The 21,781-nt window shown below is 39.0% G+C and carries 16 protein-coding genes and 1 tRNA gene; 13 read left to right on the top strand and 4 right to left on the bottom strand.

From position 1 onward, the window contains the following. The first annotated feature begins 20 nt into the window (after positions 1-20). From guaA to rimI, 4 genes are all read left to right on the top strand, one after another. Positions 21-1,598 carry a glutamine-hydrolyzing GMP synthase gene (gene guaA, locus I6F47_RS01295; RefSeq protein ID WP_008170177.1) on the top strand — a complete coding sequence of 526 codons (1,578 nt, stop codon included), beginning with the start codon at positions 21-23 and terminating at the stop codon, positions 1,596-1,598. Positions 1,599-1,753: 155 nt separating this feature from the next. Next, positions 1,754-1,830, top strand: a tRNA-Trp gene (locus I6F47_RS01290). 64 nt (positions 1,831-1,894) lie between these two features. Further along, positions 1,895-2,200: a hypothetical protein gene (locus I6F47_RS01285; RefSeq protein ID WP_197183173.1), complete on the top strand. Its 306-nt coding sequence runs from the start codon at positions 1,895-1,897 to the stop codon at positions 2,198-2,200. Continuing rightward, a complete protein-coding gene (gene rimI, locus I6F47_RS01280) occupies positions 2,187-2,654 on the top strand; it encodes a ribosomal protein S18-alanine N-acetyltransferase (RefSeq protein WP_007581622.1) in 468 nt (155 codons plus the stop codon). Before I6F47_RS01285 ends, rimI begins: the two co-directional genes overlap by 14 nt. A gap of 75 nt (positions 2,655-2,729) precedes the next feature. On the opposite strand, the gene I6F47_RS01275 is transcribed toward rimI, so the two are convergent. Further along, complete coding sequence (locus tag I6F47_RS01275) at positions 2,730-5,396, bottom strand: ATP-binding protein (RefSeq protein ID WP_165721063.1); 2,667 nt, start codon at positions 5,394-5,396, stop codon at positions 2,730-2,732. An 852-nt stretch (positions 5,397-6,248) separates the two neighbouring features. Between I6F47_RS01275 and prfC the strand changes: the two genes are divergently transcribed. From prfC to I6F47_RS01255, 4 genes are all read left to right on the top strand, one after another. After that, positions 6,249-7,838, top strand: coding sequence for a peptide chain release factor 3 (prfC, locus tag I6F47_RS01270; RefSeq protein ID WP_165721062.1), 1,590 nt, complete (start codon positions 6,249-6,251; stop codon positions 7,836-7,838). A gap of 57 nt (positions 7,839-7,895) precedes the next feature. Beyond that, complete coding sequence (argS, locus tag I6F47_RS01265; protein ID WP_165721061.1) at positions 7,896-9,638, top strand: arginine--tRNA ligase; 1,743 nt, start codon at positions 7,896-7,898, stop codon at positions 9,636-9,638. Between the two features lie 457 nt (positions 9,639-10,095). Further along, complete coding sequence (gene pdxH / locus I6F47_RS01260) at positions 10,096-10,734, top strand: pyridoxamine 5'-phosphate oxidase (protein WP_165721060.1); 639 nt, start codon at positions 10,096-10,098, stop codon at positions 10,732-10,734. Between the two features lie 21 nt (positions 10,735-10,755). Next, on the top strand, positions 10,756-11,523 hold the full coding sequence (locus tag I6F47_RS01255; RefSeq protein WP_165721059.1) for a TatD family hydrolase: 768 nt from the start codon (positions 10,756-10,758) through the stop codon (positions 11,521-11,523). On the opposite strand, the gene I6F47_RS01250 is transcribed toward I6F47_RS01255, so the two are convergent. Further along, positions 11,490-12,110: an AhpA/YtjB family protein gene (locus I6F47_RS01250; RefSeq protein WP_007581635.1), complete on the bottom strand. Its 621-nt coding sequence runs from the start codon at positions 12,108-12,110 to the stop codon at positions 11,490-11,492. The genes I6F47_RS01255 and I6F47_RS01250 overlap by 34 nt on opposite strands. Before the next feature lie 152 nt (positions 12,111-12,262). Between I6F47_RS01250 and serB the strand changes: the two genes are divergently transcribed. Further along, complete coding sequence (gene serB / locus I6F47_RS01245; RefSeq protein ID WP_165721058.1) at positions 12,263-13,291, top strand: phosphoserine phosphatase SerB; 1,029 nt, start codon at positions 12,263-12,265, stop codon at positions 13,289-13,291. A 20-nt stretch (positions 13,292-13,311) separates the two neighbouring features. On the opposite strand, the gene I6F47_RS01240 is transcribed toward serB, so the two are convergent. Further along, the gene (locus tag I6F47_RS01240) at positions 13,312-15,789 is read right to left on the bottom strand and encodes a PilZ domain-containing protein (RefSeq protein WP_024608996.1); all 2,478 of its coding nucleotides are present in this window, start codon (positions 15,787-15,789) and stop codon (positions 13,312-13,314) included. Positions 15,790-16,151: 362 nt separating this feature from the next. On the opposite strand from I6F47_RS01240, the gene radA reads away from it, so the two are divergent. Both radA and I6F47_RS01230 read left to right on the top strand, forming a co-directional pair. Continuing rightward, entirely contained in the window at positions 16,152-17,537 is a 1,386-nt protein-coding gene (gene radA, locus I6F47_RS01235; RefSeq protein ID WP_024590039.1) for a DNA repair protein RadA, read from the top strand. Between the two features lie 75 nt (positions 17,538-17,612). After that, positions 17,613-18,545, top strand: coding sequence for a hypothetical protein (locus tag I6F47_RS01230; protein ID WP_165721057.1), 933 nt, complete (start codon positions 17,613-17,615; stop codon positions 18,543-18,545). Between the two features lie 65 nt (positions 18,546-18,610). Here the strand turns inward: I6F47_RS01230 and argE are convergent, their stop codons facing one another. Further along, entirely contained in the window at positions 18,611-19,771 is a 1,161-nt protein-coding gene (gene argE / locus I6F47_RS01225; protein WP_165721056.1) for an acetylornithine deacetylase, read from the bottom strand. Positions 19,772-19,995: 224 nt separating this feature from the next. Between argE and argC the strand changes: the two genes are divergently transcribed. Together argC and argB are read left to right on the top strand one after the other, a co-directional pair. After that, positions 19,996-21,006 carry an N-acetyl-gamma-glutamyl-phosphate reductase gene (gene argC / locus I6F47_RS01220; protein ID WP_165721055.1) on the top strand — a complete coding sequence of 337 codons (1,011 nt, stop codon included), beginning with the start codon at positions 19,996-19,998 and terminating at the stop codon, positions 21,004-21,006. Next, positions 21,007-21,774, top strand: a complete 768-nt coding sequence (gene argB, locus I6F47_RS01215; RefSeq protein WP_165721054.1) for an acetylglutamate kinase — start codon at positions 21,007-21,009, stop codon at positions 21,772-21,774. Positions 21,775-21,781 lie beyond the last annotated feature (7 nt).

The following is a 21,781-nucleotide window of genomic DNA, read 5'->3' as shown; positions in this document are numbered from 1 at the left end:
CAGACTTTACGAGATACTCCATGAGCAAAGATATTCACGATTCACGAATTCTCATTTTAGACTTTGGTTCACAATACACTCAATTAATCGCCCGTCGTGTGCGTGAAATTGGTGTTTACTGTGAACTTTGGGCATGGGATGTGACTGAAGAGCAAATCCGCGAGTTCAACCCACAAGGTATTATTCTTTCTGGTGGTCCAGAATCAACAACACTTGAAAACAGCCCGCGCGCTCCTGAGTATGTATTTAATGCAGGCGTGCCTGTGCTAGGTATTTGCTACGGTATGCAAACAATGGCAGCTCAACTTGGCGGAAGTGTACACAGCTCTGATAAAAAAGAGTTTGGTTACGCACAAGTAGAAAAAGTAGGCAACTGTGCATTATTTGATGCAATTGAAGACAGCATTACCGATGGCGGCAACGGCATACTCGACGTATGGATGAGCCATGGCGACAAAGTTATGGATATTCCAGCTGGTTTTGCAACAACAGCTAAAACATCTACTTGTCCACATGCTGCAATGTCTAACGAAGAAAAACGTTTTTACGGTGTACAGTTTCACCCAGAAGTAACACACACGCACCAAGGTCAGCGCTTATTAGAGCGTTTTGCTATTGATATTTGTGGCTGTGAAAAATTGTGGACTGCTGCAAAAATTATCGATGATGCTATCGAGCGTATTAAAGAAACAGTTGGCGATGACGAAGTTATTTTAGGCCTCTCTGGTGGTGTTGATTCATCGGTTGTGGCTATGCTTATTCACCGTGCAATTGGCGAAAGACTAACATGTGTATTTGTTGATAATGGTTTACTTCGTTTAAACGAAGGCCAACAAGTAATGGACATGTTTGGTAATAAATTTGGCTTAAATATTGTTAAAGTTGAAGCTGAAGAGCAGTTTTTAAATGATCTAGCGGGTAAGTCAGACCCAGAAGATAAACGTAAAGCCATTGGTCATACGTTTATTAATGTATTTGATGAGCAAGCCAAAAAGCTTAAAAATGCAAAATGGTTAGCGCAAGGTACAATTTATCCTGATGTAATTGAATCAGCGGCATCTGCAACTGGTAAAGCGCATGTTATTAAATCTCACCACAATGTGGGCGGATTACCAGATGACATGAAAATGGGCCTTGTTGAGCCATTACGTGAATTATTCAAAGATGAAGTACGTAAGATTGGCCTAGAACTAGGTTTACCGTACGACATGCTTTACCGTCATCCTTTCCCTGGACCAGGTTTAGGTGTGCGTGTACTTGGTGAAATCAAAAAAGAATACTGTGATTTATTACGCCGCGCTGATGCGATTTTCATCGAAGAGCTTCACAAAGCTGAGCTCTACCATAAAGTAAGCCAAGCGTTTACTGTATTCTTACCTGTAAAATCGGTAGGGGTTATGGGCGATGCACGTAAGTACGATTGGGTTGTATCACTTCGTTGTGTGGAAACAATCGACTTTATGACAGCGCGCTGGTCACATTTACCTTATGAGTTTTTAGGTGTGGTATCAAACCGTATCATTAATGAAATAGATGGTATTTCTCGTGTTGTTTACGATATTTCAGGTAAACCACCTGCAACTATCGAATGGGAATAATTAATTTTAGTTTTAATTAACTAATTTTAAGTGATTAAAAAACGGCGAATTAGCATGCTAATTCGCCGTTTTGTTTATTTAAAAAGCAGTTAAACTAAAAGAGTGATTTTTCTCTTTACCTTTGGCGAAACTTCTCTATAATTCGTCGTCATTGCAGGGGCGTAGTTCCAATTGGTAGAACAGCGGTCTCCAAAACCGATGGTTGGGAGTTCGAATCTCTCCGCCCCTGCCATTTCTTCTTTACATCGTTTTTATTACTTCTTATATTGTTCAAATGTCTAATCTACTGAGTTGTTATGCATCCACGTTACGCAGCTATTTTTGATATAGAAAATCTTGAACTCAATCAACATTATTGTCCTCAAGCAAATGATCAAGCTAATACTTTATCGCAAAGCACGATAACTAGTTCTTTAACGCTAAATGAGCAACTACTTGCAGACATTAAACTCAGTGCAGAGCCTATTATTATAAATAGCGTTGTACAGGGCAGTGAGATGCAATTAAACGATAATAAGCTTACATTGCCAACCCCACAGCTCAACGTCTCTGAGAAGCGTGCTTTATGGGCTTTAATGAGTAAACACCTTGATAAACTTTAAATCAGTAGATGAAACTGCAATACCTCAATTAATGGCCATCGAAACAGCGTGTCATAGCCATCCGTGGACTTTAAATACAATGGGTTCATGTATAGGTGGGCGCTATTTTAATGTTGCCGCATTTGATGAGGCGAGCATGATTGGTTTTTATATTGGTGAAAAAGCAGGGCCTGATTTTACGCTTATGGATATTTGTGTAACACCAAGTCACCAAGGGAAGGGTATTGCAAGGCAGTTGTTAGCGCAGTTTATTGAATATGGTGAGCAGCAAAATGCTGAAAACCTCTTTTTAGAAGTACGCGAATCAAATACGCGTGCTATTGCGCTGTACGAGCGCGCAGGCTTTGCTGAGATGTCAGTGCGTAAAAACTACTACCCAAGTGATAACCCTGCTAAAAATGGCTTTGAAGACGCTATTTTAATGGGTATGGCGCTAGGTTTAAACTTTTCATAATTAAAGTCGGTAATTAGCATTTAAAATATAGAGCCGTTAAAGTACTGCATTTGTACAGTTTTGTAAGTTTGCTTTTTAGGTTACTTTGTCGCTAATTGCTTGCTCAATGGCTGCTATTAAATCATTTACCAGCTCGTCTCTTGGTACTTTATTGTTACTTTTTAAGTTCTCTTCAAGTGCCGCAGCGCTATGGTAAATTTCATCAAAGTTAAAGCATCCAGAACTGCCTTTAACACTGTGCGCTATACCTCTTAATGCTTCCCAATCATCACAATGCTGCAAAGCTTTAACTTCTTCTAAATATGTAGGTAAGTTAGCTAAGTAATTATCGGCAATTTGCTGAAACTTTTCGCTCTTTAATAGGCTATCCCATTTATTTTGATTATCTTTTTCAAGATGCAGGTAGCTTACGAGTACGTTTTCCAGAGCATCTTTATCAATGGGTTTAGCCAGTGCTTTGTCGCAACCAGCTTCTAGATAAGTGCCTATATCATGGTTCATTACATTGGCAGTAAGGGCAATGATAGGGCCATCATACGCTGCATGACGAAGCATTTTAGTCGCTTCTAATCCGCCCATTACAGGCATTTGCATATCCATAATAATAAGTTGGTAGTCGTTTACGAGCGCCATTTCTACAGCTTGTGCGCCATTACTGGCAATATCGGGTTCAAGGCCCCAGGTTTGCAGTAATAATTTAATTAATAGTTGGTTATCTGGGTTATCCTCAGCCACTAATATATTGGCGTCGAAGCTATTGGTTGCAAACGATAAGAGAGGATCTTTCTCTGGTATTAACTGGCTTTCTTGCGTTAAAAACTCAAGCATGGGTTGATCATCAGATAGCTGACATGCCACCCTAATTGTAACTCGGCTACCTACACCCACTTCACTTTCAAGGTTTACATCGCCACCAAGTAACAGTGCTAAGTTTTTAGAAATACACAACCCAAGACCTGTACCACCAAAACGGCGTGTAGTTGTGGCATCGGCTTGTTCAAACGGCTTAAATACACGTTCTATTTGATGCTCAGACATACCAATACCAGTATCTTTAATTACAAACTCTAGCTTTTGACTTGCTTGTAAATAATGCACACAAATAGACACGCTACCATTTTCGGTAAATTTAACGGCGTTATTAGCAATGTTTATAAGTATTTGTTTTAAGCGGGTCACATCACTATAAATGGTGCGGGGTAGCGGCAGTTGATAGTCGATATTAAGGGTTAATTGTTTTTCTTGTGCCAGTGGTTGAATAATTGATTCAATGTCGTGCACAAGCTGCACTACGTTTAACGCTGACAAATCAACAGCCAGCTTTTCAGCTTCAATTTTAGATAAATCGAGTATGTTATTTATTAACTCTAGTAAGTGTTTTGAATTACGTAAAATAGTGCTTAGGTGTTGTTTGTCATTCGCTACTTTATCGTTGTGTAGTAACTGCTCTGTAAAGCCCATAATGGCCGTGAGCGGCGTGCGTATTTCGTGACTCATGTTAGCTAAAAAACGACTCTTAAGTTGATTAGCTTGCTCAGCTTGGCCAATAGCTAACTCAAGTTGGCTGTTCATAGCTTCAAGTGCTTGGGTACGACTTTCCACTTTATCTTCAAGGTGGTGTTTGTATTCTTCAAGCTGTTGTTGGTAGTGCCTTATTTGATTAACCATGTGGTTAAAGTCGTTAAATAAAACACCTACTTCATCATTTGTATGAGCTGGTAAGTGCACCGACAAATCGCCATCACCAACACGATGACTCGCAGCCCCGAGTAACTCAATTGGGTTAAGTAATAAATTGCGGACCACTACAAAAATTAATATTGGCAGGGTGATCACCGAAATAATAACAATTAAGCCTGTTATTAAACTTATGGCTTTACCTGATTGATAAAGCACCCCTTTGGGAATGGTCGATACGTAATAATATCCGCCAGGCATTTGCACTGCAAAAATCATTCGCTCTATTTTGTCTATGCTTGAGAGTTCAATAGTTGAAAGCATGCCGATATCAGCGAGGTCGTGCACTTGATTAAGTTCGTACTCGCTTATGTATTGGCCACGCATATTGTAATCGGAGCTAAATAAAATTTTCCCGTCTTTAGTCAACATTAAATTAAGCGTGTTGTTATATGGCGCTTCTAAAATACTAGAGTTTAGTATTGAAGGTTCTATATGTATTACAATAAAACCAAGCTGCTGTGGTCGTTTTAAATAGTAATCAACACTATAAATTCGTTGAATAAAATATAAACTAGTGGTGCCATCATCCTTTTGAATCATAAATTGCTGTTTACTTAAATTACTTTGCAATACTTGATTAAAAAACGGGTAGCTTTTAGGCGCTGTTGTTAGGTTGTTAGAGTAGTAGGCATCGCTTTTCCCACTGGCTGAAACTAAATTAATGCTAATTATATCGGGATAAGCCTCACTGTAACTGGCAAATACATCCATAAGCGCGCCAAGTTTTCGGGTGTAATTACCGTTGGCGCGAATGTCGTTTGCTAAAAAATCACTAAGTACTGGCGAGGTTGAAAGTAGTTTTGCTGTAGAGTGAAAAGAGTCGATATAATTAAATATTTTTTGCTGTTGTTGCTCAACAAAACGGCTCATTATTAAATCAGCTTGTTTTTGTGTTGAATTAGTTACATTGGTGAGCGTAAAGCCACCTAAAAATAGCAGCGGTAGAATAACAAGGGGTGTTATATACCATAATAATCTAATACTTAACTTACTGGTTTTCATGACCAAACGACTTATCCTCCATGCAATCTATCAATAATATGCGTTACGACTTTATTACACAAGCTTGTGGCGGTCTTGGTGGCTAAATTACAATCAGTAGTTGCATGGTATTTAGCTCTGTATTGGTGTTTTTTTATTTTATTAAGTTATTTTAATTTAATAAGTTACATGCTTATAACCGTTATTTTATTGTTCAAAAAAGTTTACATAAATTTACATCTTTTAAAGTCATTTTTTTAAAGATAAATGCTATCACTTAAAATTGAATATTCTAATTTACTCTCAGTTATAAATACCAGTGGGTTAACGCAGGGCTGTTAGCCGGGCCACTAGGTTATATTCTCAAGCAAGGCTTAAAAATTCTAATGGTGTGCAGAGGCTTGGTGTATTGAGTGCTGATCCTATTTATTTGGCTTATTACTGATTTTTTTGTACCTCATTTGCAGTTAGGCTTCCCAAAATCCATATTAATAAAAAAGATCAGCTAATAACCAACCATTGATTGTTTATAAGGCCAAGATCAGCGAAAATAGTCTTCAATTACGATTAACATAACGGATCGCATGTGAAGGGCCAATTTAGGGCTTTTCTGATGGTGTGTTGAGCTTTCGAGGTTGCTCTATACCAATTTTATTAAAACAAAATCGTTCTAGCGTATTAAATAACTCACTAACTACGTTAAAAATTATTCATAGAGAATAACTCTATGTCATAATTTCACCTTGTTATTGCGCTATTTTCTTATCGCTATAATAGATCACTACTTTAATGCAATTGGTATTATTTAAGCCTTGAAAGCTCAGCATACTTAAAGTGGATAATATCCGTATACAAACTAAAAGAACTTTTTTAATGGCAGATCAAAATCTCCTTAGTGAAATTAATAAACGACGTACCTTTGCTATCATCTCTCACCCGGATGCTGGTAAAACAACCATTACCGAAAAAGTATTGTTATTCGGACAAGCTATTCAACGAGCCGGCACTGTAAAAGGCCGTGGCTCTAACCAGCATGCAAAATCTGACTGGATGGAAATGGAAAAAGAGCGTGGTATATCGGTTACTACCTCGGTAATGCAATTTCCGTATAACAATGCGCTTGTTAATTTACTTGATACGCCAGGACACGAAGACTTCTCGGAAGATACTTACCGCACGCTAACAGCGGTAGATTCGTGCTTAATGGTTATTGATGCGGCAAAGGGTGTAGAAGATCGTACCCGTAAGCTAATGGAAGTTACACGCCTGCGTACAACGCCAATTGTTACGTTTATGAATAAGTGTGACCGTGAAATACGCGACCCAATGGAAGTGCTTGACGAAGTTGAAACAGAGCTAAATATTGCCTGTGCGCCCATCACTTGGCCAATTGGCTGTGGTAAAGAGTTTAAAGGTGTTTACCACATTCATAATGACGAAGCTGTTTTATACAAAACAGGTCAAGGTCATAAAATTCAAGAAGTTCGTACCATTAAAGGGCTTGATAACCCAGAACTTGATATTGCCATTGGTGAAGATTTAGCTGCGCAATTACGCGATGAGCTTGAGCTTGTTATTGGCGCATCAAACGAATTTGATTTAGAGCTGTTTTTAGCCGGTAAGCTTTCGCCTGTTTATTATGGTACTGCACTGGGTAACTTTGGTGTTGACCATGTTTTAGATGGTTTAACTAAATGGGCACCAACGCCATTACCACGTGAAACTGAAGACAGACTTGTTGTTGCAACTGAAGAAAACTTTACCGGCTTTGTATTTAAAATTCAGGCAAACATGGATCCAAAACACCGAGACCGTATTGCATTTATGCGTATTGTGTCGGGTAAGTACAGCCAAGGCATGAAAATGAATCACGTGCGAATTGGCAAGCAAGTGAGCATTTCTGATGCGGTAACCTTTATGGCGGGCGATCGTGAGCGAGCAGAAGATGCTTACGCTGGCGATATTATTGGTTTGCATAACCACGGTACAATTCAAATTGGTGATACATTTACCCAAGGCGAAAAACTTAAATTTAGCGGTATCCCTAACTTTGCGCCTGAATTATTCCGCCGTATTCGTCTTCGCGATCCGCTTAAGCAAAAGCAATTATTAAAAGGCTTAGTACAGCTTTCTGAAGAGGGTGCTGTGCAGGTATTTAGACCGCTTATAAACAACGATTTAATTGTGGGCGCAGTAGGTGTACTTCAGTTTGATGTGGTTGTAGCACGTTTAAAAGCTGAATATAACGTAGATGCTATTTACGAAGGTATAAACGTAAATACAGCACGCTGGGTAGAAAGCAGCGATGTTAAAAAGTTTGAAGAATTTAAACGCAAGTGCGAAAGTAATTTAGCACTCGATGGTGGCGATAACTTAACTTACATAGCGCCGAGCCGTGTAAACCTTAACTTATCGGTAGAGCGTTACCCAGAAGTAACGTTTAACCATACACGCGAAAACTAGAACTCATTCAAAGAATTAAAAGAAAGCCTGCTTTGGTGGGCTTATAAAGGTAAAAACATGAATATTCGTACTATTTTAATCGAAAAAGCTATTGCAGCTATGGCTGGCGCAGGCTTACCTGAAGACACAAACCCAGCAGTAACACAAAGCACACGTCCACAATTTGGTGATTACCAAATTAATGCAGCTATGGGCGCGGCTAAAAAAATGAAAAGCAACCCACGTGAGCTTGCGCAAAAAATTATAGATAATCTTGATGTAAGCGATATTGCTCAAAAGACTGAAATTGCTGGCCCAGGTTTTATTAATATTCATTTAAAGCCTGAATTTTTAGCGCAAAGCGTTAAAGCAGCTAATAGTGATGCAAAGCTTGCTGTAAATGAGCATGCTAACCCGCAAAAAGTGGTTGTTGACTATTCATCACCAAACCTTGCTAAAGAAATGCACGTAGGCCATTTACGTTCAACCATTATTGGTGACTCAATTGTGCGTGCGCTTGAATTTAGAGGCGATACGGTTGTACGTCAAAATCACATGGGTGATTGGGGCACGCAATTTGGTATGTTAATCGCGCATTTAGAAGATCAAATTAGCCAAGGTGTAGATTTAGATTCTGTAGCGCTTGCTGATTTAGAAACCTTTTACCGCGATGCTAAAAAACGCTTTGACGACGAAGAAGGCTTTGCTGATAAAGCACGTAATTACGTTGTTAAATTACAAGGCGGCGACGCGCACTGTGAAAAACTTTGGAAACTGTTTATAGCCACCTCAGTTAAGCACTCTGAAGAAGTATATAAGCGTTTAAATGTAACACTTACTCAAGCTGATATTATGGCTGAAAGCGCATACAACGCAGAACTTAACGATATTATTAGCCTACTTAAAGATAAAAATATTGCAGTAGAGTCGCAAGGTGCGCAAGTTGTGTTTTTAGATGAACTTGCCAACAAAGATGGCGAACCATCTGCGTTTATTGTACAAAAATCTGGCGGTGGCTTTTTATATGCAACAACCGATTTAGCGGCATGTGATTATCGTTCAAATAAATTAGGTGCTGATCGTATCTTAATTTTTGTAGATGCACGTCAAAACCTACACTTTAATCAAGTAGAGCTTACAGCGCGTAAAGCAGGTTTATTACGAGACGAAACAAGTTACGAGTTTTGCCCGTTTGGCACCATGATGGGCGCCGATAACAAACCATTTAAAACACGTACTGGCGGCACAGTAAAACTTGCTGACTTATTAGAAGAATCAATTAACCGTGCAGCTGCAAAACTAGCTGAACGTGAGTCTGATTTAAGTGATAGCGATCGCAGCGAGATTGCACGTAAAGTAGGTATTGGCGCAGTTAAATACGCCGACCTTTCTAAGCACCGTACCAGCGATTACATTTTTAACTGGGACAGCATGCTAAGCTTTGAAGGCGCAACCGCCCCTTACTTACAATATGCTTATACACGTATACGCAGTATTTTCCGTAAGTCAGGCGTTGATGCAGCTACATTAAATTCAGATGTTGCAATTATTGAGCCTCAAGAAAAAGCACTAGCACTTAAGCTACTACAGCTTGAAGAAGTACTTGATTTAATGATCAGCGAAGCAACACCGCACGTACTATGTGGTTACTTATATGAGCTAGCAAGCTTATACATGACATTTTACGAAGCCTGCCCAGTACTTAAAGAAGGCGTAGAGCCAAGCGTGCGCGATAGCCGTTTAGTGTTGTGTAATTTGGTTTCTAAAACACTAGAAACGGGATTAGATTTGCTAGGTATTGAAGTTATGGAGCAAATGTAATCACCTTCTGCTGCGTGTAGTTCGCTTTGACTGCGTTGTCGTGCTTTTTTAGCCTAAGTCACATACTAAATGTATGCTCCTTGGCATAAAAAAGCACTCCGTCTTGTCAGCACTTCTACACTTGCAGATATCTGAGTTGTGTAGTTCGCTTTAGCTGCGTTAAGAAATTTATTTAGCCAAAGTCACATACAAACCGTATGCTCCTTGGCATAAATAGTTTTACCGCCTTGCTAGGACTCCTACACTTGCAGATATCTGAGTTGTGTAGTTTACGTTGTAGGTTGGGTTGAGTGAAACGAAACCCAACGATACACCTGAGACTCTATGTTTACTGCTATCGAATGCACTCGAGACTCGGTGTTATTGCTATCGCATGCACCTGAATCTTAATATTTGTTATTACTCAACATCTAATGTTTTAAGCTCGCTACTCTAAGCTCTATTTAAAGGACTTGTTATGAAACTCGAAGATATCCGTCGTGAATACCTGCAAGACGCGTTAAGCGAAGATAACTTGCAAGATGATCCGTTTAAGCAGTTTGGAACATGGCTTGAGCATGCAGTGGCAAGCCAGTTACCCGATCCAACTGCGATGGTTGTAGCAACTGTTGATGAAACCGGTCAGCCTTCACAGCGTATTGTGCTTTTAAAGCATTTGGATGATAACGGTTTTGTATTTTTTACCAATACAGGTTCGCGTAAAGCGCAAGAGCTTAAAGGTAATAACAAAATATCACTGCACTTTCCGTGGCACCACATGGAACGCCAAGTTATTGTATATGGCGAGGCTAAACCATTGCCTACCTCTGCTGTGGCAAAGTACTTTTTATCTCGTCCTAAAGAAAGCCAATTAGCGGCGTGGGCGTCAGCGCAAAGTCGTCCGGTGTCATCACGTAAAGTACTCATGGAAACCTTCGCCAACATGAAAAATAAGTTTGCTAAAGGTGAAATTCCACTCCCTGATTTTTGGGGCGGATATTGTGTAGTACCCACTAAAATTGAGTTTTGGCAAGGTGGGGCGCATCGTTTGCATGATCGCTTTATATATCAGCGCCAAGCAGATAACAGCTGGCAAATTACACGCTTAAACCCTTAATTAAAAGATGAGTAAGTAACCGTGCAATTTATTGACTCTCATTGCCACCTCGACTTTAGCGAGTTTGATTCGAATCGTGAATCGCTCATAAACGAGTGTGTAGCAAAGGGAGTTAATCAGTTTGTTGTGCCGGGTATTACGCTTGCTCAATCGCATACTCTCATAAAACTCAAAGCAACTTACCCAAGTATAAAAATAGCCGCAGGGCTACATCCTTACTTTTTAGAGCAACATAATGAATCGCACATAGAAGCGTTATTTGAATTCGCGACTGCAAATAAGTATCAGTTGGTAGCTATTGGGGAGTGCGGGCTTGATCGAAGTATTGAAAACCTTCCTAAACAAACTTATTTATTTGAGCAGCAAATAGGGCTTTCTAATGAGCTTAACTTACCGCTCATTGTGCATCATAGGCAAAGCCATGATTTAATTGCGCAATCGTTTAAGCGGTGTAAGCCAAAAAACGGGGGAGTGATCCATGCATTTTCAGGATCACTTCAACAAGCGCAGTACTATATTAAGCAGGGTTTTAAGCTTGGCATAGGCGGTGTTATTACCTATGATCGCGCAGTTAAAACACGCGCTGTTATTGCTGCTATTGAGCCAGAGCACTTAGTACTTGAAACCGACTCACCTTCAATGCCGTTAAGCGGTCATCAAGGTGAAGTTAACACGCCACTGCATATACCTGATGTATTTAACGCGTTATGTGATTTAAAGCCACATAGTGAAAGAGGGACGCTTGCAAAGCAGCTTTACGATTCTTGTTCAGATGTTTTTTGCATATAGCGATTTACCTGCCAACGTTTTAATCCACGCCCTAACTGCCACGTAAAAATACATGCAATCACTAGCATTAATAGTACCTGCCGACCTAAGTCATGAAAATGATTATGGCTGTCTGATATTGCGGCGCGAGTTAAATAAGTAACAGACACAAAGCCTATAGGGCGGTCATCATCGCTTATCACGGGTTCCATAAAAGGTGTTTTTAGTTTACTAATACCCGGTGTAGAGTCAGGGAGTTGTCCATAAATATGATGTGACTGCCAATTGTCACTGCTAGCAATTAAAATGCCTTGTTGATCATAAATAGTCGCAGAAAGCACAAATTCATCTTTACTTATGTCGTTACAAATGGCGTTGAGCTGTGGTTTGTTTTTTTCAATAAGCGGTGTTTTAACATTTAAAGCCATAAACTGAGTGAGGCTTTTTGCCGTGCTATCGGCACTATCATAAAGTAACTGATGACTCTGAAAACTACTATTAACACCTACCCAGCTTAGTAATACAAAACAACCAGCCGCTAGTATTAAGCGAACAAGTCGTTTTCTTTGAGAAGCCGTAATAGGGTTTTTAATATGGTTATTTTTCATAGTCACCGTTTATGCTACTGACAGCATTTTGATTTGATGTTACAACTACACTAACTATAACCTTAAACCCCACCTGATGGCGAATTTAGTGTTGAGAATACCAGTTATGATATGCCAATTATCAGGAAAATAAAAATAAACACGGAGATCCCATGTCGCAAATCAACATGGCACAGCAAGCTGCTGAGCAACCATTACAACACTTAACTCTAAATAAATGGTTTAGCTATAGTGGTGGTGTATTTACACCTCTTGATTATATACCAAACAAAGCATTAGGGTTATTTAGCATCGCATTTGCGGGTGATTTTGAAGAAAAACACATTGTTAGCATTATTGGTTTTTTAGCTATGCATAACCAAACCGTCACTGCTATATGCCAATATCAACCAGATTTAGGGTTAGCTCCAGCACTGTGTTTTTACGCGCAAAACTCCGATCAAGCTATAAACCCGTTAGTACTACAAGAGTTTTCAAACACTCTAGATTGTCAATTAGTGCAAGTTGCTACTGCGCCTAATTTATATGAGCCTGGTTTATTGGTTATGGATATGGATTCAACTGCAATAACTATTGAGTGCATAGACGAAATAGCACGGCTTGCGGATGTTTACGACGAAGTTGCCTCTGTAACCGCACTTGCAATGGCGGGTAAACTTGATTTTAGCGAGAGTTTAAATCAGCGTGTAGCTAAACTGGCTGGTATTGAAAAAAGCTTAATTGAAGAACTAAAAAGTGCATTGCCACTCATGCCGGGTATTAAAGTGCTGTGTCAAATTCTAAAACAGCATGACTGGTATTTAGCAATTGCATCAGGTGGTTTTGTACCGTTTGCAGAGCGCGTTCAAGAGCTTATTAATTTAGATGAAGTGCACGCTAATGTACTCGAATTTAAAGACGATAAACTAACAGGTAAAGTACTGGGTACAATTGTAGATGCACAACAAAAAGCAATTATTCTAGAGTCGTTACAACATAAACTAGGGCTTGAGAAGTCGCAAACAGTTGCTATTGGCGATGGCGCAAACGATTTAATCATGATGGCTAAAGCTGGCCTAGGTGTAGCAGTGCATGGCAAACCTAAAGTAGTTGAGCAAGCACAAGCGGCTATTTGTGAAGGGTCATTATTGCAATTGCTGTATATGTTGGCTATTCCGTTAGATAGAGAGCCCGCTCTTTAAAGTTGTTTAAGTTAAACCGCTTAGCGTAAGCGGTTTAACCAAATTAGTTTACGGCGGCCCATTTGTTCAACTTGCTCTTTTTTAAGCTCTAAATGGCTTAGAGCTTCTTCAGTTATATCTACTACGTCCCCCACGCCTGCAACAGCCCATAATGCTTCTTCTAAATCTTTTGCTTTATGCATTGCATATTGGCTTACGTATTTAAGCTCATTAGATAGGTAGTCAGTATCGGGGCGACCTGTGCGCGAAATATACAAACGCATCACAAATATAAGTTGTGATGTAATGCCTTTACTAATTTGTTTATAAAAGCTTGAGTAGTCTTCACCTAAAGCGCATTGGCTAACAATAGCCTCTTCAATTTTGCCCTTACGAGGGTCGAAATTAATAGCGAGTGTAAAAGCAAGCGGTGCATCTTGGCGACTGCGATCTTTAATATTAGGCGTTATTACATTAATAATTTGCTCTTCGGTAAGAATACTCGAAAAGTCAGTTTTGTTACCTAATAAGCCAAAGTTTTGCAAAATAACATGCATAGGACTGGCGTATAAGCCATAACCAATTGCACCTGTTTTAAAGTGTGCAGCTTCTTTGTGTAAATACAGCGGAAATTGGCATACACTTTTTGTGACCATATTTCTAAGCGCGGTAGATAAGCCTTCTACTTTAGCGGCTTCTTCAGATACTTTAAGTTTGTCTTTATTACCTTCTATTAGCTGAGTGAAAAAAGTCACGCCAGCATGGGGTAAATCAGCAACACGATTCGCTTTTAGGTTAATAGTAGTGAATGACTTACTAATGGCCATTATTTCGTACTTTAGTTCGCTAAGTTTATGCTTTTTAGTTATTTTTTGAAGCTCAGGAAATGTTAAAAGTACTATATCACCTTTTTTAAATGTGACTGGTTGCTCGCACTCTAATTGCAAACCCATTACAGAAAAGTCACGTGTATAACCGTTAAATACTTCATCATTAATAGTGACGCTAACCGGTGTTTTATAAAGGTAGCGCTTATGCGAGCGTAAATTTACGTATTCAAGTGGCACAATATCTAAATAAGGCGGCGTTTTATGTTTTGCGTGGCCAAAATGTTTAAGCTGATTTACTAACGCTTTATCAAAAGTAAGTTGTTTATAATCTGCTTGCTCTGTTTTATTGCCAATACTTGTAAGTACAACAATATATTTAACGTCTTTTATAAGGCCTTTAACTCTAGGGGAAGGCGGCTTGTTGAGTTTTTCAATATTAGCGCCAGCACTATTAGGTAATGAAAGCGGTATAAAAGAATCATCTGGATGACTTGGCATTATTTGTATTTTAAAGCACTGCCAACTTTCTTTTTGGCTACCAAAACCTAAAAATAGATCACGTAATTTAGGGTTATTATTTAGCTCAGTTCGTGTCGCAGAGTAATAGTAAATTTTACCCGATGATATATGTGTAAATGTATAGAGGTAATCTTCTTTGACCGCGGTAATTTGGGTTAGTAATTGTGTAATGCGCTGATGATTGAGTATATTGTACAAACACGGTGTTTTTCTTTCATCGGTAAAATAGCGCTGGATAAAAATATTATTTTCAGTAGTAAGGCTAAGGCTTGGGTAATACTGTTCATCTTTTTTGCTTAAAAATACATATAAAGACGTTACACGAGGGATGTAGTATTGCTCATACCCCTTTGATACTACAGCATCGAGCGTGTTATCTAAATTTACTTTATAACGACGTTTATTACCGTGAATAAAGCTTTCTAAAAAGTCATTAAAGGCATCGTTATTTTCGATATAAGTGCGTTTTAAGCGAATGTGGTTGTATTCACGAGAGATATTTTCAACGGCAACAACTTCGTATTGAATACCGTTTTTTAGGCCAAGTTCAAAGTCTTGTTCAAGGCCTACCAAGCGCATTGCTATTAGTTCACCTTTTTTTATAGAGTAGCGCGTTGCAAGCTTAACTTTACAACCGCTTAAAGATATATCTGAGGTGCTAGCAGCAATGTTCTTTTTATCTTTGTAATCAATAGTTACTTTTATTGAGTAATTCATCCGTTCTTCACGGCGGCTCTCGTAAGAGGCAAACTTAATTACTTCAGTGCTTAAGTTACTTTCTGATTCTTGTAGTTCTGATTTTTCGGCGGCTTGTTTTTGTAATACGCGGTGGTTATTTTCTGTATTCATTACGGCTTCGTAAACGGCTAGGGTATATTCACCATGCTGTTTAAGTGCTTTTTCAAACACTTCAATGGCTGTGTCATCCATAAAGTGCTGTTTACCATTATGCTCATACGGTTTTACTTGGCCCGTCACTAATCCACGAAGATCAACAAAGCGTGCCACTGGCTGAGATAAGCGTGACATTTCCATTTTCATCAAAAATTGCTCAGGTTTGGTTAACCCAGCGGTTTTTGATTTGAAAATTAGGTCAAATTTAGCATTGCCTAAATATGTTTTTAACTCATTCACGAGGTCTTCGTGTTTGAGCATTATGTCATCAGCCATTTATAAAACCATCACCGTCTAATTGAAAAAGTAGGTATACTGTTAAGTCCATTTATTAGAAGTTCAATAAACGTTAAATCGCGCTATGTTGTTAATATAGGTACAATTATTTTAGTTACTACTGTTTAGCTCTTGTTATTATGTGTTATATGCCATTTTGTTGGCAAGTTACTTTAAACTATTTCAAAGCAAAAAGTATGCCCTAAATTATAGCTAAAAAGAAACACCATGTGTATTTAATGATTGTGACGCTAGATTTTTACGCAGGCAAGAGTTTGTTGCTAAGTAAATGCTTGAAGTGGCAAAATAAGTTATTAACAGTAAATGTTTTTAAAATTAGAGAATCGTAGATAAGGTTATAAATGACTAAAGCGGCAAAAATAGAGTTTGTGTGTACAGAATGTGGTATGAACTACCCACGTTGGCAGGGTCAATGCCGCTGCGGTGCGTGGAACACATTAGCAGAATTTAAACCTTCAGCAGGGCAGAGTAAAAAAGCGTCAGTTCGAGCAAATGTAGGTGGTTATGCTGGCGGTGCTGGTGGCGGCTCTAAAAAAATTAATGATATTGCTACGTCAGAGGCAGAAAAACAGCTGACAGAAATTGGCGAGCTCGATCGTGTGCTAAGCGGTGGTGTAACTACCGGCTCTGTTAATATAATTTCGGGTGATCCAGGTGCTGGTAAAACAACATTGCTATCTGACCTAGTCGCGAGAATGTCACAACGTATGCCGTCACTTTACTGTACGGCCGAGGAGTCATTATCGCAGTTTAAAAACAGGGTAAATCGTTTAAAGTTAAACTATAACCCTGACGAGCTTTATTTACTTTCAGAAACCAGTGTTGAAACCATCATTGAAGAGCTCGAGAAAAATAAAATTAAGTTTGCTGTTATTGACTCTATTCAAGCGGTTGTAACCGAAACGGCAAATGGTAGCCCAGGTTCCCCTTCGCAAGTAAAAAGTGCCGCCCAAGCATTGACTCAATACTGTAAGCAAAATGATGTAACCATGTTCATTATTGCTCATGTAAATAAAAATAACGAAATAGCAGGTCCTCAAACACTTGTACATATTGTCGATGCGCTTTTACACATAGACACCAATGATGGGCAAATTCGAACCCTTAGGGCAAATAAAAACCGCTTTGGTGATATAGATACCGTTGGCATTTTTAAAATGTGCGAACGTGGGATGTTAAGCGTTGATAACCCGAGCGAAATATTTTTATCGGGGTCTACAACCGACTCGCCAGGCTCTACAATTACCTGTATCCGTAAAGGGAATCGAAATCTACTACTTGAAATTCAGTGTTTAACGACCGAAACCGAGGCGGAATTTCCGCAGCGTGTGTGCGTTGGTTTAAACATGAACCGCATAAAAATGCTGACTGGCATATTACGAAAACACACTAAAACCAAAATATTCCACGATACGTTTTTTAATATTGTGGGTGGCCTAAGAATTGATGAAACAGAAACTTGTATTGATTTAGCATTGGTTACCGCGTTACTTAGCAGCTTAAACGAATTTGTTGTGCCTCGTACCACGTGTATTATGGGTGAGCTTAGCTTAAATGGCGATGTACGCCCAATTGACAGTGGAGTACCACGTGTTAAAGAAGCGGCACAACATGGTTTTACAGAAATATATATTCCATTTCGTAATTACCATAAGTCGATGGAAGGGCTGGGCGCTAAAATTACCCCAGTTAAAACAGTACATGAGTTGCTTAGTTTAATTAATTAATACTTACGGGTGTTAATGTGTAATGTTACTCTTAATAAAACTCGGTTTACACAAAGAATAGAATAAGGAAATAACATGAAAAAGTTAGTAATAGTTGCAGCGATTGTAGCTGCGGGCGTTGGTGGCGTGAGCTATGCAAATTATGTAGCTACACAAGAAGTGCGTGCAGAAGTAGATAAGCAACTTGCTTTAGTAAGCGAGCAAACTGGCGCTACATTTAAATACGCTGGTTTATCGGCAAGTGTTATTTCAAAAAGCATAGAAATAACAAACATGGAAGTAATAAGCCCAGAGGGCGACAATGTTGCTAATATTCAAAGCATTGAAATAACAGGTTACGAGCCAGATAAAATATCACCGCATACATCATTTGATGTAAAAAGCTTTCAGTTTGATAAAGACTTTGTTTCAAAATTACCTGCTGATACAAACGAAATGCTCGCGTCGGCAAGTTACGACTTACATTCATCACTTGATTACGATGAAGAGTCTGGCAATAGTGATGTAGTAGTTAAGCTTGATGCAAAAGACATTGTTAGTTTTAATATGGATATGGGCTTGGCTAATTCAAAAGCATTAATGGATGCTTCATTGGCGATTAGTAAAGCGCAGCAAGAAGCGGGTAACCAGCCACTTACTTATGAGCAAGAGTTACAGCAGCAAACACTTGTTATGCAAGCAATGAGTAAGTTAGAGCCGCGCAATGTTAGCTTTGCCTTAAATAACCAAGGTAAGTTAAAAGACTTACTATCAAGTGAGCTTGAAAAGCAAGGCATGACGCTAGAGCAAATGGAAATGATGTTAGAGCAGCAGTTACAACAAGCTCCTGTAACTGAAGATATTGCAGAGGCTTTAACTAGCTTTGCTAAAGGTTTAAATTCATTCAGTGTGTCTGCAAAGCTACCTGAAGGTAAAACTATGATGGAAATTAACCAACAAGTTATGATGCTAGTAGGGCAACCTGAAGAGCTAGTTAAGTTTATTAACTTAGAAGTTAAAGGTGATTAGGCCTTAGTTTTGTATTAATAAAGGCGCCAATTGGCGCCTTTATTATTTTGTGTTGTTATAAGCAGTTAGTAACTCTGATTGCTAAAGCAGTTTGCTTTTATGATATTGGTAATTATTTGTTGCGATGGTTTTATTTTTTCCAACGCTAAAAACTCATCAGGCTGATGCGCTTGGTTAATTGAGCCTGGGCCCATTACGATTGTTTCACAACCGAGTTGCTGGATAAACGGCGCTTCAGTGCAATAATTTACCGCGACCGCTTTTTGCCCTGCTATTTTTTCAGCCATTTTAACTAAAGCACTGTCGGTGCTACCACTAAATGCCGGGATTGGTTCATGTAAATCAATAACGCTCACCGCATTTGGATATTGCTGATTTATCTCTTTTGTTGCATCAAGTACTAATGCTTGTAGTTCTTGTACACTTAAACCAGGTAATGGGCGCATATCTATGTGCATTTCACAGCAACCGCAAATTCTATTCGCGTTATCGCCACCATGAATATTACCTAAGTTTAATGTTGGATAAGGAATTTCAAAGTGATTTATTGAATACTTATGCTTTAATTGCTCTTTTAAGATCATCAATTTTGTAATCACTTTATGCATTACTTCAATGGCGTTAAGGCCACGTTCGGGATCTGAGCTATGCCCAGAGCGACCAACCACTCTTATTGCTGTACTCATATGGCCCTTGTGCATAAATACTGGCGTCATATCAGTAGGTTCGCCAATTATACAGCGTGCAGGTTTTAAATTAGGGTGATTACATATTTGCTGTGCACCTGCCATAGTTGTTTCTTCATCGGCAGTGGCGAGTATTAAAATAGGTTGAGTTTGCTGCTTTTCATCAAGTTCACTAATTGCTTGTAATACAAAAGCAAAAAAACCTTTCATATCAATGCTTCCCAGCCCGTACAATTTATTGTCGAGTTCGGTAAGTTTAAACGGATTGTGGTTCCAGCGGCTGTCATCAAAAGGCACTGTGTCGGTATGACCAGCTAGCATTAATCCGCCATCACCTTCTCCGCGTTTTGCTAATAAATTATAGCGCCCTTTACCTCCTTCTAATTCTATAATTTCACACGTAAAACCGAGTGTTTCGCACCACCTCGCAAGGAGTTCAATTACGTTTTTATTGCTCATACACAAGCTGTCTTCAATTGCACTAATAGAAGGGGCTGCAATCAATTGTTGATACATAGAAATAAACGAAGGCAAAGGCATAAAAAAATCCAAAATTATTATTCAATTTAATTGCATAACAATATAAAAGTATTTATGATGAATATCAATTCACTTTTTAAGCATAAATATATTAAAGTAAAGCTATGAAAATAATGCGACGATAATCTACAAATTCATTAAATTAAGTCTTAATTTAGCGTCTTAGCTAGTTTAAGCGAACAACATATATATTTAGCAGTAAATTTTAAAATAACGAGTAATCAATGAATGTAGTTATTATTGGCGCAAGCGGTTATAGCGGCGCAGAGTTAGCAAGCTTAGTTGCTAATCATCCAAACCTTACCTTAACAGGCTGTTATGTATCTGAGGGTAGCTTAGATAAAAATAAATTACTAAGTGATTTATACCCAGAGCACCTTGGCTTACTAGATTGTCCTTTACTTCCTCTTAGTGCATCAGCTTTTGATGACATTCAAAGTGATGCTGATTATGCATGCTTATGTACCGATCACAAAGTAAGTGTTGATTTAGCGCCTCAATTTTTAGCTATGGGTAAAAAAGTATTTGATTTATCTGGTGGCTATCGCCTAGCAAATAATGATGATTACGTTACTTATTATGGTTTTGAGCATCAACACCCAGAGCTTTTAAATGAAGCGGCTTACGGTTTAGCAGAGTGGAACCATGATGCTATCGCTAACGCAAAGCTAATTGCTGTTGCAGGCTGTTACCCAACAGCGGCGCTCAATGCACTTAAACCGCTTAAACAAGCAGGCTTATTGAGCAGCGAAAGTATTATTATTAATGCCGTTTCGGGTGTTACGGGTGCCGGGCGTAAAGCGAGTGTAGGAACACATTTTTGTGAGGTATCGCTTGCACCTTATGGTTTGTTTAACCATCGCCACGGTCCTGAAATTGAACAACACCTTGGCCACAAAGTATTATTTACACCGCATCTAGGTAGCTTTGCGCGCGGTATTTTAGAAACTATTTATGTACAACTTAAGCCTGGCGTTACCAAGGAAAACGTTTCATCTGCTTATCAAGTGCTTGCTAATGAACCATTAATTCGTTTGTTAGGCGATAAAATACCTTCAATTAAAGGTGTTGCTAAGCAACCATTTGTTGATATTGGCTGGCAGCAACAAGGCACGCAGTTAATTGTAATGTCTGCCATTGATAACTTATTAAAAGGCGCTGCTGGACAAGCTTTGCAGTGTATTAATATTTCTATGAATTTAGATCACACTACGGGCTTAAAAGGAGCGTTTTAAATGAGTAAAAAAACGTGGGTTATTAAACTCGGTGGTGCAGTACTTAATACAGAAAATGCAGCAAAAGCGTTATTTGACGTGCTAAGCGAGCAAAAAAATGATGAGTTTGTCATTGTTCATGGCGGTGGTTCTTTAGTAGATACATGGCTAAAGCAAGCGGGTTTTGCTAGTGCTAAACACCAAGGTTTACGTATTAGTCCAGCAGAGCAAATGCCTTATATAGTGGGTGCGCTTGCAGGTTGCGCTAATAAACAATTAATGACTCAAGCTATAAGCGCAGGGCATAAGCCTGTCGGCTTAAGTCTTTTTGAGGCGGGTGTGACTGCAACCCAAAAATTAAAAGCGCTTTGCTTAGTGGGTAAATGCACAAGTAACGACGATTCTATCATCAATGATTTACTTAGAATTTCTCGTTTACCTATTGTTAGCTCTATCGGCTTTGATGAACAAGGCTTGTGGTACAACGTAAATGCAGATGAAGCTGCAGCGGCTATTGCCAGTAATTTAAATGCAGAACTAATTTTTATGACGGATGTAGAAGCGGTACTTGACGCAAATAAACAACCGTTACATCAACTTGACACAAAACACATTGATACTTTAATTACAGATGGAGTAATTGTGGGCGGGATGGAGGTCAAAGTTAAGACCAGCCTTCACGCTGCCCAACATTTACGACGCGGTGTGTATATTTCCAGCTGGCAAAAGCCAGAAAATTTAACTGCTCTGCTGCAAGGCAAGCATGTCGGAACAAAGATTACACCATAGGTTTATT

Source organism: Pseudoalteromonas sp. NZS37, from assembly GCF_015864265.1.
In the GTDB taxonomy this organism is placed as follows: Bacteria; Pseudomonadota; Gammaproteobacteria; order Enterobacterales; family Alteromonadaceae; genus Pseudoalteromonas; species Pseudoalteromonas arctica.
Note: the sequence above shows the minus strand (reverse complement) of the source record. Positions and strands in the feature narration are given on the sequence as shown.

Excerpts from the sequence above, each read along its gene's own strand:
- guaA (WP_008170177.1), top strand. The coding sequence starts at position 21 with ATGAGCAAAGATATTCACGATTCACGAATTCTCATTTTAGACTTTGGT.
- I6F47_RS01285 (WP_197183173.1), top strand. The coding sequence starts at position 1,895 with ATGCATCCACGTTACGCAGCTATTTTTGATATAGAAAATCTTGAACTC.
- I6F47_RS01275 (WP_165721063.1), bottom strand. The coding sequence starts at position 5,396 with ATGAAAACCAGTAAGTTAAGTATTAGATTATTATGGTATATAACACCC.
- prfC (WP_165721062.1), top strand. The coding sequence starts at position 6,249 with ATGGCAGATCAAAATCTCCTTAGTGAAATTAATAAACGACGTACCTTT.
- argS (WP_165721061.1), top strand. The coding sequence starts at position 7,896 with ATGAATATTCGTACTATTTTAATCGAAAAAGCTATTGCAGCTATGGCT.
- pdxH (WP_165721060.1), top strand. The coding sequence starts at position 10,096 with ATGAAACTCGAAGATATCCGTCGTGAATACCTGCAAGACGCGTTAAGC.
- I6F47_RS01250 (WP_007581635.1), bottom strand. The coding sequence starts at position 12,110 with ATGAAAAATAACCATATTAAAAACCCTATTACGGCTTCTCAAAGAAAA.
- serB (WP_165721058.1), top strand. The coding sequence starts at position 12,263 with ATGTCGCAAATCAACATGGCACAGCAAGCTGCTGAGCAACCATTACAA.
- I6F47_RS01240 (WP_024608996.1), bottom strand. The coding sequence starts at position 15,789 with ATGGCTGATGACATAATGCTCAAACACGAAGACCTCGTGAATGAGTTA.
- radA (WP_024590039.1), top strand. The coding sequence starts at position 16,152 with ATGACTAAAGCGGCAAAAATAGAGTTTGTGTGTACAGAATGTGGTATG.
- I6F47_RS01230 (WP_165721057.1), top strand. The coding sequence starts at position 17,613 with ATGAAAAAGTTAGTAATAGTTGCAGCGATTGTAGCTGCGGGCGTTGGT.
- argE (WP_165721056.1), bottom strand. The coding sequence starts at position 19,771 with ATGCCTTTGCCTTCGTTTATTTCTATGTATCAACAATTGATTGCAGCC.
- argC (WP_165721055.1), top strand. The coding sequence starts at position 19,996 with ATGAATGTAGTTATTATTGGCGCAAGCGGTTATAGCGGCGCAGAGTTA.
- argB (WP_165721054.1), top strand. The coding sequence starts at position 21,007 with ATGAGTAAAAAAACGTGGGTTATTAAACTCGGTGGTGCAGTACTTAAT.